We start from the raw sequence: 12238 nt of genomic DNA, 5'->3' as shown, positions 1-12238 counted from the left end.
TGCTCCCTGGATCTGAAGTGGCCACACGGCGACGGCGGCCAGAAACGGCCGTCAGGGTACCGTGGGACGCGCCTGGGCGCCAGTGGCGGCGAATGAGAGGGTATGCGGAGAACCACGTATCCACGCGGGCACCTGCACCCGGCCCCGTATCAGGGCGCTAGAATAATCAGGGCTCTAGGTCATCAGGGCTCTAGGTTATCAGGGCTCTGTCATTTTCAGGGCGTTAGCTCAGCGCCCTGTGCAGGCAGGCAGTGCGGGGCGAGCCAAAATTCGCCAGTCCTGGCCCAAGGCGCGAATATCGATGATCTCGAGCGGTCGCTGATGAGCCATCTGGTCAATCCCGCTCAATGACATCAGTCCACGGGCCTCGGGTCCAAGCAGCGTCGGCGCCATGTAGAGGCGCAGCTCATCCACCAGACAGGCATCCATCATGGCACCGGCAAGGGTCGCACCGGTTTCGACCAGCAGCTCGTTGCATCCTTCTTCACGCCCCAGCCAGTCGAGCAGCGTCGGCAGATCTACGCGACCGTCCTCGCCGGCCGGCATTTCCAGTACTCGGGCCCCGCTGCGCTCCAGCGCTTCCCGGCGAGGAGACTCGACGCCTTCGACGCAGACCACCAGGGTCTGACCGGGCTCGCTCAGACAGGCAGCCGCCAACGGCATGCGCAGACGCGAATCGACCACCACGCGCAGCGGCTGGCGACGGGCAATGGTGTCAGCCTGATCGAGCCCCAGTTGCTCGGCTCGCACCGTCAGTCGCGAGTTATCGAAGATGATGGAGTCGACGCCAGTCAGAATCGCGCAGCTCTGGGCACGCAGGCGCTGCACATCGCGGCGTGCCGCAGGGCCGGTGATCCACTGGGACTCGCCGGAGGCCATGGCGGTACGCCCATCGAGGCTCATGGCCAGCTTCAGGCGCACCCGCGGGCGCCCCTTGGTCATGCGCGATACGAAGCCCGCATTCAAGGTCAGCGCATCGTCCTCAAGACAACCGACCAGCACCTCGATACCTGCCTCACGCAGCCTCTGGATGCCACGCCCAGCGACCTGTGGGTTGGGGTCCTGCATGGCCACCACGACCCGGGCGACGCCCGCCTTGATCAAGGCATCGCAGCAGGGGCCGGTGCGACCATGATGCGAGCATGGCTCCAGCGTCACATAGGCGGTTGCACCACGGGAGCGCTCACCGGCGCCGTTCAGCGCATGGATTTCCGCATGGGGCTCACCGGCACGCTCATGAAAGCCCTCGGCCAGCCACTCGCCGTCCTTGACCAGCACGCAACCGACACGCGGATTCGGCATGCTGGTGTAGCGGCCATGCTCAGCCAGGCGAAGCGCCCTCGCCATCCAGTGGGCATCATGGCCAGGGGCTGACGCCGGAGGTGCATCGTCGCGGCTCATGACGGCTCCTCATTGTCGGGGGTGAAGCTCGGCTCCTGAGCCAACCGGTCAATCTCGGCACGAAACTCGTCGATGTCCTGAAATCTGCGATACACCGAGGCGAAGCGAATGTAAGCCACCTGGTCCAGGCGCTTGAGCGCATTCATCACTTCCTCACCCACGACCCGCGCCTGGACCTCACGCTCCCCTCGGGCCCTCAGGTTCTGGCGTATGCGCTCCACCGCCGCTTCGATGGATTCCGCACTGACCGGGCGTTTTTCCAGAGCCCTCAGCATGCCCGCTCGCAGCTTGCTCTCGTCAAACACCTCACGGGAGCCATCGGCCTTGACGATCCGCGGCATCACCAGTTCGGCGGTCTCATAGGTAGTGAAGCGCTCCCCGCATCCCGCGCACTGCCGACGTCGACGCACCTGGTCGCCTTCGGCAACCAGCCGGGAATCGGTCACACGAGTCTCTTGAGCGCCACAGAAAGGGCAATGCATAGCGGGCAGTCCGGCAGGAGAAAATGTCGCCATAGTGTAACGGTTGCGGCCTTTTTCGCCCAGCGCAACCGTCCGCCAAGCCCTTTGCGCGATGCCAGTTGGCACGCCCTGTGCTTGATGTTGTGCATTATCCTGCCAATAAGACGTCGGGCACAGGCGCAACCTCCCGCCTCGCCCGCCCAAGGAGGACGCCATGGCCCCACCACTCACAGCGATGGACGCAGACCGCTTCCAGCAGCATGCCAAAGCCTTGCTGACACCTCTTTATGGAGAACGTAGCGAGGAAGTGCTGCGCCGCCTGCTGCGCCTGATCGAAGCGCAGGGCGCCCGTCTTTCGCACCGTCATGGTGCAAGAACCGAACTGTGGAGTGAAAAGGATCAATGGCTGATTCTGTACGGTGATTCGCTGATCGATGAGCACGAATCACGCTCGGACAGCGGTCAGGAGACGTCGCCCAAACCTCCCCTGGCCGTGCTCGATGACTTTCTTCACAGCCGACTGGCTGGCGTGTTCAGCGGGGTGCACGTGCTGCCCTTCTTTCCCTGGAGCAGCGACGATGGCTTCTCGGTCATTCACTACCGCGAGGTCGACCCGGCCCTGGGCGAGTGGCGAGACATCAGGCGGCTGGCCAGCCGCCACGACCTGATGGTGGATCTGGTCTTGAATCATGTCTCAAGGGAGTCGCTGTGGTTTGCCGACTACCTGGGCGGCAACCTGCCCGGTCGTGACTACTTCATCGAGATGGACCCGGAAACGGATCTCAGCGACGTCGTCCGGCCACGTAGTTCTCCACTGCTGGTGCCGGTCAGTACCCGTCGGGGGGTACGCCATCTGTGGGCCACCTTCTCGGAGGACCAGATCGACCTGAACTTTGCCAACCCCGACGTGCTGATCGAATTCATCGGCATACTGCTGTTCTATCTTCAGCAGGGCGCGCGGATCGTGCGCCTGGACGCCGTCGCCTTCCTGTGGAAACGGCCCGGCACCCGTTGCATTCACCTTCCCGAAACCCACGCCGTGGTGCGTCTGCTGCGCGCCATCGTCGATCATGTGGCTCCCGGCACCTTGATCATCACCGAGACCAACGTGCCTCACGCCGAGAACATCAGCTACTTTGGCCTGGAGCGTGAGCACACGCCACCGGATGAAGCCCATCTGGTCTATCAGTTCCCGCTGCCCCCACTGCTGCTGCATACCCTGACCAGCGGTGAGGCCGGCACCATCGCCCGCTGGCTGAACACGCTGCCCGAGCTTCCAGAGGGCTGCAGCTATCTCAACTTCACGGCCAGCCACGACGGCATCGGGGTACGACCGCTGGAAGGCTGGCTCGAGCAACACGAAATCGATGCTCTGGTTGGCTTGATGCAGCGCTTCGGTGGCTTTGTCAGCATGCGCCGCCAGAGCGACGGCAGTGACAGTCCCTACGAACTGAACATCACCTGGTTCGATGCCATGAGCGGCACCCGCCGAGGCCCCGACCCCTGGCAGGTCGAGCGCTTCTTGTTGAGTCAGCACCTGATGCTGGTCCTGAAGGGCATACCCGGGGTCTACATTCACTGTCTGACGGCTACCCAGAATGACCATGATGGCGTCGAGCGCAGCGGGCGCCTGCGCTCCATCAACCGCAAGCGCTGGCAGCGCCAGGAACTGGGGATGCTGCTGGACAGCCGGCACACGCCGACCCGTGAGGTATTCGTCGCCCTCACGCGTCGCCTTGAACTGCGCCGTCGAGAGCCTTGCTTCCACCCCGACGCCGCTCAGACGGTGGTGCCAACCGCGCCACAATTGCTGGCCATTCAGCGTGGGCCGATTGCCAGCGGCCGTCGCCTGCTGGCGATCCATAATGTTACCGACCGCCCGCAACCTCTGGTCATGGCGGAACTCGAACGTCCTGGCTGGGAGGACCTGCTGGAGGGCGGCGAATGGCGCCATTGCGATACCCTGGCGCCCTATCGCTCACTATGGCTGGTGCGTCATGATTGAGCGTTCAGGAAACACTGCATCACTGCCTGCACCAACGATTCGCTGCGTTGCGCGCCCCTCGAACGCCTCACCTGTAGCGCAAAGGCGCCTGCGCTGCGGGCGCCTGGCGCCGCTCGGCTGATGACTTCAGCGTTTCCTTTATCCGTAACCCCACCAACCGGGCCGGCCACCGAACTGACCTCTCATCCTGTTGTCCCAGCTGTTGTCACAGCACTGGCCGCCCTACCACCGGGATGATCAGGTCACCTCTGCGCGCCCCTCCGACAACGACATGCGAGCCCGAACACCGATGAGTCAGGACACCCCCCGCCGCCCCGATGCCCCATCGCGCCCGCGTTACCCGCGATCCTTCATGACCCTTGCTGCGGTGGCCTTCGGCCTGCTGCCGCTATCCAGCGTCGAAGCCAAGGATTACCCCGCGCCTATCGAGGCCCTCGAGAAAGAAGGCCTGGAAGTGCATGGAGAATTTGATGCCCCTGGAGGCCTGGAGGGCTACGCTGCCAGCCACCGAGGCCAGCCCATGACAATCTTCGTGACTGCCGATGGCGAGCACGCCATTGTCGGCAACCTGATTGACGGTGAGGCCAACAACCTGTCGGAAGAGCCGCTGGAGCGACTGGTGCAAGGACCTCAGGATGAAGCGGTGTGGCAGGAGCTGGCTGACAGCGCCTGGATCGCTGATGGCGACCCGGACGCGTCGCGCACGGTGTACGTCTTCACCGATCCCAACTGCCCATACTGCACCCGCCTGTGGCAGATGACCCGCCCCTTCGTGGAGAGCGGAGAGGTCCAGCTACGCCACGTCATGGTGGGCATACTGGATCCAGCGAGCCCACGCCAGGCGGTCACCATGCTGGCCGCGGACGACCCCTCTGCCGCCCTGGCCGCTCACGAAGGGGGTGATCCGATTACGCCGATGCGCCAGCTACCCCGCGACCTGGAACAGCGTCTACAGAGCAATCATGAGCTGTTCCGAGGCTTCGGCATGGTGGCCACCCCAGGCATGGTCTATCGCCATGATGGCAAGGTCGAAATGACTCAGGGACTGCCGGGACAGGCCCTGTTCGAGACCATCATGGGAAGCGCCAGCCCCTGAGGGGCTGGCACCACAGCGGATCAGCTCTGTCATCACCGGGGCCTTGCCATGGCGAGGCCCCGTGACAGTCACTCTCCCTCCTAGACATCTCCGGCGTTGTCGGCTTCCACCGCCTGATAAAGGCGCTGTGGAAGATCCGGCAACGCCGCTCTTACCCTGTTCCAACTGGGAATGAAGGGCTTCTCCCGGGGGTTGTCGAGGAAAGCATTTCCCGCCTCGATCAGATTCGCCGCAAACAGCTCTACGGCCTGCTCTTCGGCGTGGCGGTCGAGGCTCAGGCCATTCATGGTGGCATCGTGGTCGTAGGACTCGATCAAATCCAGAGCGAGTCGATAGTAGGTCGCCTTCAGCGTGCGAAAACCCTCGGAGGAGAACCCCACCCCCTGCGTTGCCAGCTTGCGATACAGCGCCTTGGCAATATCCAGGCTCATGCGGTTGAGCCCCGCACTGGCATCATCGGCAGAGACCGGCTGATGCTTGTGATCGTAGACATCGGCAATGTCGACCTGACACAGACGGTTGGTCGAATGGTCACGGTGCACCTCGGACAGCACCCCGATCTCCAGTCCCCAGTCGGCGGGTATGCGCAGGTTGTCGAGCACCTCCGTGCGCATGGAAAACTCGCCTGACAGCGGGTAGCGATAGCTATCGAGATAGTCCAGATAAGGCAGCGGCCCGTGCATGATCTTCAGCGCCCGCAGCAGCGGCGTGACCAGTAGCCGAGACACCCGTCCGTTCAGCTTGCCTTCGGCGATGCGCGAGTAGTAGCCCTTGCAGAACGCGTAGTTGAAGCGTGGATGCGCCACGGGGTACATCAGTCTGGCCAGCAGCGAGCGGTCGTAGGTCAGAATATCGCAATCGTGCAGTCCCACCGCTGCTGTGCGCCCCGATGCCTGGACATAGCCCGCACAGAACCAGACGTTGCGCCCCTTGCCCGGCTGCTGTGGGGCAAGCCCCTCGGCAGACAGGTCGGCGTCGAGCTCGCGCAAGCGAGGTCCATCATTCCACAGGATGCGGTGGTGCTGGGGCAGGCGGGAGAAGAATTCTCGAGCACGCAGAAACTGATCGCGGTCGGCACGATCCAGGCCGATGACAATCTCGGACAAGTAGTCGGCACTCGACAAGGTCTCGACGATCGCATCCAGTGCCGGCCCTTCCAGTTCAGAATAGAGCGACGGCAGGATCAGCCCCAGCGGCCGCTGTCTGGCGAACTGCTCAAGGTCCGCCTCAAGCTCTTCGGCAGAACGACGCGTCAGGTTGTGAAAATCGGTAATGATGCCGTTCTGATGGAAATCGCTCATGCGTCGTCCTCTTTTCCGCCAAGATGGTGATGCTGATCGTCTGTCTGCACGCCCTGGTCTCCCCTGGCCGCTGCCTCGAGGGCCTGAGGGTTCGCTCCCCAGCAATGGGCTACCCCTTCGGCCCAGCCCCGTGGCCCCATCGCTTCACTGCGGTAGAGGTTTGGCTGATCCGGCCGGACATCCAGACCATGCTGGCCGCGAATGACCACCGCGGCGTCGGTTGCCTCCAGCATGGCCACGTCATTGGGGCCGTCGCCCAGGGACAGGGTGGTCGGTCGCTTGCCCTTCAACGCTTCGTAGCGCGCACACAGCCAACGCACCGCCTGGCCCTTGTCTGTGTCCCCCAGCACATGCCAGAAGCGTCCGCCACGGGTCATGCGCAGGCCATCGCCTGCCAGACCTTCGCGAAAGCGTTGCAACAGCGCATCGTCGTCCTCCCACAGCAGCGGCTCGCTGCCTTCGCGCAGGCGCGCCAGGCGTGCCTCCTGTTCATCCAGGCCGGTGAACGCCACGACGTCCTCCAGTGCCATTTCACTCATGGTCAGAAAGCGCGCCGACAGACGCTCCCGCCAGATCGCCACGCGCCGACGAATCAGTCCGATATCGACACCCAGGGTGCGAATGACCAGGCCATCGGGGCCCACTGGACCCTCGCGCCTGGCATGGCACCAGCTGTCGGGCAGGGCGATGACCGCTCCGTTCTCGGCAATAAAGGGCTGATCAGCAAGTCCCAGCGCCTGGCGCAAGCCAAGCAGCTCACTGCGCGTCTTGCTGGTCACCGGAATCACCCCGACACCGGCCTTGCGCAGCGTCTCGAGCCACGGCTGGGCAGGCGCCCAGTCGTAGTCATGGTGGTCAAGTAGAGAGCCATCCAGGTCGGTAAACAGAAGGCGGGGTTCAGCGCTGTCGCCCAGGCAGGGCGTGGCAGTGGCGTGCATGGCAGGGCCTTCGCATCAAAAGAGTTCACCTTGACTCATAGCAAGGGGCACGCCACCGCGTTAAGGAAGATAAATAAAACAGTCACATGCAAAAACATGTGCACAACGAAGCATCCACCGAGGTCAGGACAGGTGCACACCCAGGCACCAACATGGTGCAGCAGCAGCCGGCAGGCTTGGCCGGCCGCCAGGATGAGCCTGCCGCCAGCATGAAAATGCCCCCACGAGCAGGGCTCATGGGGGCATTCCGTCGTGCAGGCTACGTCATCAGGCTACGGTTCCTGATGGTGCTTACCCTGCCGCTTTCAGGCGTAGACCGGAAGACGAGCGCAGACTGCCTCGACCTTGGCTTTCACGTCCGCTTCAACGGCCTCGCTGGACTCACCGCTGGCCATGACGTCGAGAATGTCGCAGATCCAGCCGGCCAGGTCGCCGCACTCGGCCTCGCCAAAGCCGCGAGTGGTCACCGCCGGGGTGCCGATACGCAGGCCAGAGGTCACGAACGGGCTCTGGGGATCGCCAGGCACGGCGTTCTTGTTGACCGTGATATGAGCGCGGCCCAGAGCGGCATCCGCATCCTTGCCGGTCAAACCTTGCTTGATCAGGGAGAGCAGGAACAGGTGATCTTCGGTGCCACCGGACACCACATCGTAGCCGCGCTCGATAAACACCTTGGCCATCACCTGGGCGTTCTTGACCACCTGCTGCTGGTAGGTCTTGAACTCGGGCGCCATGGCTTCCTTGAAGCAGATCGCCTTGGCCGCGATCACGTGCTCGAGCGGCCCACCCTGTCCACCAGGGAAGACGGCGGACTGCAGCTTCTTCTCGATGTCGGCATCGTTCTCGGCGGACAGGATCAGGCCACCGCGGGGTCCGCGCAGCGTCTTGTGGGTGGTCGTGGTGACCACATGGGCGTGGGGCAGCGGAGTCGGGTAGACACCCGCCGCCACCAGACCCGCCACGTGGGCCATGTCGACCAGCAGGTAGGCGCCCACTTCGTCAGCGATCTTGCGGAACTGAGCCCAGTCGATGATCTGGGAGTAGGCAGAGAAACCTGCAATGATCATCTTCGGCTGGTGCTCGCGGGCCAGACGTGCCACTTCTTCGTAGTCGATACGTCCGGACTCGTCGATGCCGTACTGGACGGCATTGTAATGCTTGCCGGAGAAGTTGGGACGTGCGCCGTGGGTCAGGTGGCCCCCAGCGTCCAGGCTCATGCCGAGGACGGTATCACCCGGCTTGACCAGCGCCTGGAAGACCGCGCCGTTGGCCTGGGAGCCAGAGTGCGGCTGAACGTTGGCGTAGCTGGCACCAAACAGCTCCTTGGCGTAGTCGATGGCCAGCTGCTCGACAATGTCGACGTACTCGCAGCCACCGTAGTAGCGCTTGCCGGGATAGCCTTCCGCGTACTTGTTGGTCAGCTGGCTACCCTGAGCCTCCATCACGCGGGGGCTGGCATAGTTCTCGGAGGCGATCAGTTCGATGTGGGCTTCCTGACGAGCCACTTCCTTTTGCATGGCATCGAACAGGGCATCATCGAAACCGGCAATCTGCATATCACGGCTGAACATCGGCGGCATAACCTCGCGGCAGGGGAAAGACGACAGAGAATCGTATAAATCGGGCCGCCATAATAGCGCAGCCCATGACCGCTTTCACATGAAAGACCGTCATGAGCTGTTCCATGATTTCTCATCTTGGGGTTAGTTTTACTGAACCACGCCTGAACAGGCCGGTTATTTGGACGCCGACGACGTGGCCGCCGTCGGCGCAGCGACTCATCCTTCCCTTGCGATGCGCCGCTTTACCGCGATTACTCCACCGTGACCTGCATCGACAGCGCGTCCGGCAGACCCATCGGGTCTTCCTTGGCCAGTTTCTGAATATGCTGGCTGGGCGGAAGCTCGGTGGTGATCTGCATGCTGCTGGCTTCCCCCGCCATCATCTTGACGATACCGCTGAGCACCGCCCCGATCTGGGGCCCCATCATGATGCCGAAGCCTTCCGCCTGGGTCCGGAACTGCTCAAGCAGCGCGTCCTCCGAGACTCCCTGGGTCGCCGCGATCACCGGGGCAATCCGTCCGAAGACGCCGAGATCGCCGATATCGAGCGACACATCGCCGCCCTGCAGATCCAGCTCGGTCCAGTCGTTCAGGCCCGCGAAATAGGTCGCGGGGTCCTGGCCCTTGGGAAGATTGACGGGCAGGTCGCTATCGAAACCGATACGCAGGGCGTCACGGGCCGTCATGGTAAAGCGACTGGCCACCTGGCCATTGGATCCCTGTGCTTCCCAGGTGCCGTCCATGTCGGCATCCAGGGTCAACTGCCCGGTGCCTCCGGTCAGCACATTGGCGACCATGCGCAGCTGGGTGCGCTCATCCGCCGGCGCCAGCTCGATCATCTTCGCCAGGTCTAGGGCCAGTCCTTCCATGCGACCGCTGTAGGCCCCATCCGTCATGTCGCCATCCGCCACCAGGCTGGCCAAGGAGGCCACCACACGATCGGAATCCAGCGAGAAGTCGGACAGCTCAAGCGCGTCGACGGTCGGCGAATCGCCTTCCATTCCCTTCAAGCCGGTCAGGCTCAGCGACGGCAGGGCAAAGGTCCCGGTGCCCAGGTCCTCGTCCCCCTGGAACGCCCCCGTCAGGCCCGACAGCACCAGACTACCGATGGCATCCTGGCTGAGCTCAGTCGCTTCCAGACTGTCGATATTGATCTGTCCGGGAAACTCGCCCCAGGGCAGGTCCGCGCCCACCGATCCTTCGCTCTGGTCCATGACCAGGCCTTCCAGACGTAGCCCCGCCAGGGGATTGTCCTGGCCCCAGGGCAGTTCACGCAGGTCCAGAACCGCCTGACCGGGCTCCTCGAAGCTTAACCGGGTGAGGGTCATGCTCGCGCCACGGTCAATCAGTTCCACCTCTTCCAGCACGACTTCGTCGGGCGACTCGTAGTCACCTTCGACCAGATAGCGAGCAACACTGAGCCGCTCTCCATCAGGGCCCGTCAACACCAGATCCTCGGCGCTGGTGGTGCTGCCGAAGAGTTCATCGGACACGTCACCGATCTCCAGCGTGCCCTCGCCTCCCAGCATCGTCTTGAGGTCCGCTTCAAGACGCTCGGCATCGGCCTGCGCCATACCGGACCCCAGCGCCAGCAGCAGCGCAAGTGGCGCCCCATGGCGCGGTTGAATCAGATACTTCATCGAGGTTCACCTCCCCTGTGAATTCGGTTATCAGCCTTTCAGCCATCTCAACGATTGGCTGTCGCAACGTCTGAGTCGTCCGACCGGTCCATCCGTCCGGTCGCCAGCGAGATGGGCCTGAGTGAATCACTGTAGCCTGTCGTCATGACCGCCGACAGCCTTGTTATGACGCCAGCCCTGACGCCACACTGCTATCACACCACTCTTACACCTCTCGACGACACCTCTCGACCGACTCAGGCACCGTCGCTGTGGTACCCGGCAGACCCGAAGGGATAATCATGCCAAGGGCAGCCTGGCGGCAAGCCGCCGACTGACTTCCTGGATCACCTCCAGCCGCGCCCTGCGCTTGTCATTGGCGTCGATCAGCGTCCACTCGGCACCGGGCACATGAGTCTGGCTGAACATCTCGTCAATCGCCTGCTGGTAATCGTCCCACCGCTCGCGGTTACGCCAGTCCTCATCGGTCAACTTGTGGCGCTTGTGGGGCGTGGCGGCGCGAGCCTCGAAGCGGGCCAGTTGCTCATCCTTGTCGATGGCAAGGAACAGCTTGACCACTACCGCCCCATGCTCCAGCAGACGCGCCTCGAACTGGCGTATTTCTTCGTAGCCTCTACGCCAGTCATCTTCCACGGCCAGGCCCTCCACCCGCTCGACCAGCACGCGGCCGTACCAGGAGCGGTCGAACACCGCGACCCTGCCATCCCTGGGGAGTCGCTGCCAGAAGCGCCATTGCCAGGGATGCAGCAACTCTTCCTCGGTCGGTGCCGCGACCTGGTGCACCTGATAGAGCCGGGCATCCAGGGCAGACGTCAGGCGGTGAATGCCACCGCCCTTGCCCGCCGCATCGTGGCCTTCAAACATGACCACCAGCGGGACTCGCTGGCGCGCGGCGCTGCGGGCCAGTTCCGCCAGGCGGGCCTGAGACTCGGACAGGCGTTCAACATAGTCGCGCTTCTTTAGCCGCGCAGGTGCTTCTCGCTGCACCAGCGCCGCCAGGGAGGGAGGCTGAACCGCCTCCAGCGCCGGTGATGGCTCCACTTCCAGGGCGGGAGGAGGCGTTGTCATGACGTTCTCGAGAAGCTTGGCCACCTGGGGCAGCAGCGAGCCGCCAGAACTGGCGTCCAGCTCAATCCAGGGGCTGTGGCGACGGTGGGTGCGCTTGCGCAGGTCCCGCGCCAATTCATCCAGCAGCCCGTGCTGAGCATGTCGCCGCCACTTGTCTTCGGTGACCTGCCAGCGAGTGGCCGGGTCTGCCGCCAGCATCTCGAGCCGTCGGCGTTGACTCTCGGCGTCGATCTGCAGCCACAGCTTGACCAGCTGCACCCCATCGGCCGCGAGCTCGGCTTCGAACTGGCGCATCTGCTCGATACGGTCACTGTAAGCGCCTTCGCCCAGCGCCCTTGAGGCCCGCGCGAGGACCGCGTCGCCAACCCAGCCGTGCACGAACACCCCCAGCCGTCCGCGCGTCGGCAGGCGATGCCAGAAGCGCCACCAGTAGGGACGACAGCGTTCCTCGTCTCCTGGCGCCAGGGCGTGCACCTCCGTCAGCCGGTTCTCCAGCCAGTGGTTGAGCTGATTGATCAGCTCGCCCTTGCCGGTCGCCGCATGTCCCGCGACCAGTACCAACACCGCCCGATCCACCTGCTGAGCCAGGGTCAATTGCGCAGACAGCAGGCCGAAGCGCAGCCGCTCTTCGGCCGACATCTTGTTGCTGGCCTGTCGTTTGTCCGGCTTGGCGCGCTTGCACTTTACGCTCGCCCCTGAAGCGCTCTGCGTACCATCGCCACTGGCTCCCTTCTCGGTCGTTCCCTGCGCAGACTTGCCCATGTTC

At 63.7% G+C, this 12238-nt stretch carries 10 protein-coding genes; 2 read left to right on the top strand and 8 right to left on the bottom strand.

The genetic code is table 11. The features are described from left to right. Positions 1-228: 228 nt before the first annotated feature. Entirely contained in the window at positions 229-1401 is a 1173-nt protein-coding gene (gene ribD / locus KUV86_RS11910; RefSeq protein WP_222484906.1) for a bifunctional diaminohydroxyphosphoribosylaminopyrimidine deaminase/5-amino-6-(5-phosphoribosylamino)uracil reductase RibD, read from the bottom strand. Beyond that, positions 1398-1883, bottom strand: coding sequence for a transcriptional regulator NrdR (gene nrdR, locus KUV86_RS11905; RefSeq protein ID WP_222237561.1), 486 nt, complete (start codon positions 1881-1883; stop codon positions 1398-1400). Before nrdR ends, ribD begins: the two co-directional genes overlap by 4 nt. 193 nt (positions 1884-2076) lie before the next feature. Here nrdR and KUV86_RS11900 point away from each other — a divergent pair, with 193 nt between their 5' ends. Both KUV86_RS11900 and dsbG read left to right on the top strand, forming a co-directional pair. Next, complete coding sequence (locus KUV86_RS11900; RefSeq protein WP_261395887.1) at positions 2077-3867, top strand: sugar phosphorylase; 1791 nt, start codon at positions 2077-2079, stop codon at positions 3865-3867. 190 nt (positions 3868-4057) lie between these two features. Continuing rightward, positions 4058-4963, top strand: coding sequence for a thiol:disulfide interchange protein DsbG (dsbG, locus tag KUV86_RS11895; protein ID WP_261397621.1), 906 nt, complete (start codon positions 4058-4060; stop codon positions 4961-4963). Positions 4964-5043: 80 nt separating this feature from the next. Here the strand turns inward: dsbG and KUV86_RS11890 are convergent, their stop codons facing one another. The 6 genes from KUV86_RS11890 to KUV86_RS11870 all read right to left on the bottom strand — a co-directional run bounded on the left by KUV86_RS11890 (position 5044) and on the right by KUV86_RS11870 (position 12234). Beyond that, a complete protein-coding gene (locus KUV86_RS11890; protein ID WP_222162790.1) occupies positions 5044-6264 on the bottom strand; it encodes a glycosyl transferase in 1221 nt (406 codons plus the stop codon). Then, on the bottom strand, positions 6261-7202 hold the full coding sequence (locus tag KUV86_RS11885; RefSeq protein WP_222237562.1) for an HAD-IIB family hydrolase: 942 nt from the start codon (positions 7200-7202) through the stop codon (positions 6261-6263). The genes KUV86_RS11890 and KUV86_RS11885 overlap by 4 nt, the downstream gene beginning before the upstream one ends. A gap of 305 nt (positions 7203-7507) precedes the next feature. Further along, positions 7508-8773: a serine hydroxymethyltransferase gene (gene glyA, locus KUV86_RS11880; RefSeq protein WP_206941179.1), complete on the bottom strand. Its 1266-nt coding sequence runs from the start codon at positions 8771-8773 to the stop codon at positions 7508-7510. Next, a complete protein-coding gene (locus KUV86_RS19995) occupies positions 8760-8888 on the bottom strand; it encodes a hypothetical protein (RefSeq protein ID WP_261315895.1) in 129 nt (42 codons plus the stop codon). The genes glyA and KUV86_RS19995 overlap by 14 nt, the downstream gene beginning before the upstream one ends. Positions 8889-9015: 127 nt before the next feature. Next, the gene (locus tag KUV86_RS11875) at positions 9016-10404 is read right to left on the bottom strand and encodes a hypothetical protein (protein ID WP_206941181.1); all 1389 of its coding nucleotides are present in this window, start codon (positions 10402-10404) and stop codon (positions 9016-9018) included. 279 nt (positions 10405-10683) lie between these two features. Continuing rightward, positions 10684-12234 carry a polyphosphate kinase gene (locus KUV86_RS11870; protein ID WP_222484905.1) on the bottom strand — a complete coding sequence of 517 codons (1551 nt, stop codon included), beginning with the start codon at positions 12232-12234 and terminating at the stop codon, positions 10684-10686. Between the last annotated feature and the right edge of the window lie 4 nt (positions 12235-12238).

The organism is Halomonas sp. DP8Y7-3 (assembly GCF_019801675.1).
GTDB lineage: Bacteria > Pseudomonadota > Gammaproteobacteria > Pseudomonadales > Halomonadaceae > Halomonas > Halomonas litopenaei_A.
Note: the sequence above shows the minus strand (reverse complement) of the source record. Positions and strands in the feature narration are given on the sequence as shown.

Excerpts from the sequence above, each read along its gene's own strand:
- KUV86_RS19995 (WP_261315895.1), bottom strand. The coding sequence starts at position 8,888 with ATGGAACAGCTCATGACGGTCTTTCATGTGAAAGCGGTCATGGGCTGC.
- KUV86_RS11885 (WP_222237562.1), bottom strand. The coding sequence starts at position 7,202 with ATGCACGCCACTGCCACGCCCTGCCTGGGCGACAGCGCTGAACCCCGC.
- nrdR (WP_222237561.1), bottom strand. The coding sequence starts at position 1,883 with ATGCATTGCCCTTTCTGTGGCGCTCAAGAGACTCGTGTGACCGATTCC.
- KUV86_RS11890 (WP_222162790.1), bottom strand. The coding sequence starts at position 6,264 with ATGAGCGATTTCCATCAGAACGGCATCATTACCGATTTTCACAACCTG.
- KUV86_RS11875 (WP_206941181.1), bottom strand. The coding sequence starts at position 10,404 with ATGAAGTATCTGATTCAACCGCGCCATGGGGCGCCACTTGCGCTGCTG.
- ribD (WP_222484906.1), bottom strand. The coding sequence starts at position 1,401 with ATGAGCCGCGACGATGCACCTCCGGCGTCAGCCCCTGGCCATGATGCC.
- KUV86_RS11870 (WP_222484905.1), bottom strand. The coding sequence starts at position 12,234 with ATGGGCAAGTCTGCGCAGGGAACGACCGAGAAGGGAGCCAGTGGCGAT.
- glyA (WP_206941179.1), bottom strand. The coding sequence starts at position 8,773 with ATGTTCAGCCGTGATATGCAGATTGCCGGTTTCGATGATGCCCTGTTC.
- KUV86_RS11900 (WP_261395887.1), top strand. The coding sequence starts at position 2,077 with ATGGCCCCACCACTCACAGCGATGGACGCAGACCGCTTCCAGCAGCAT.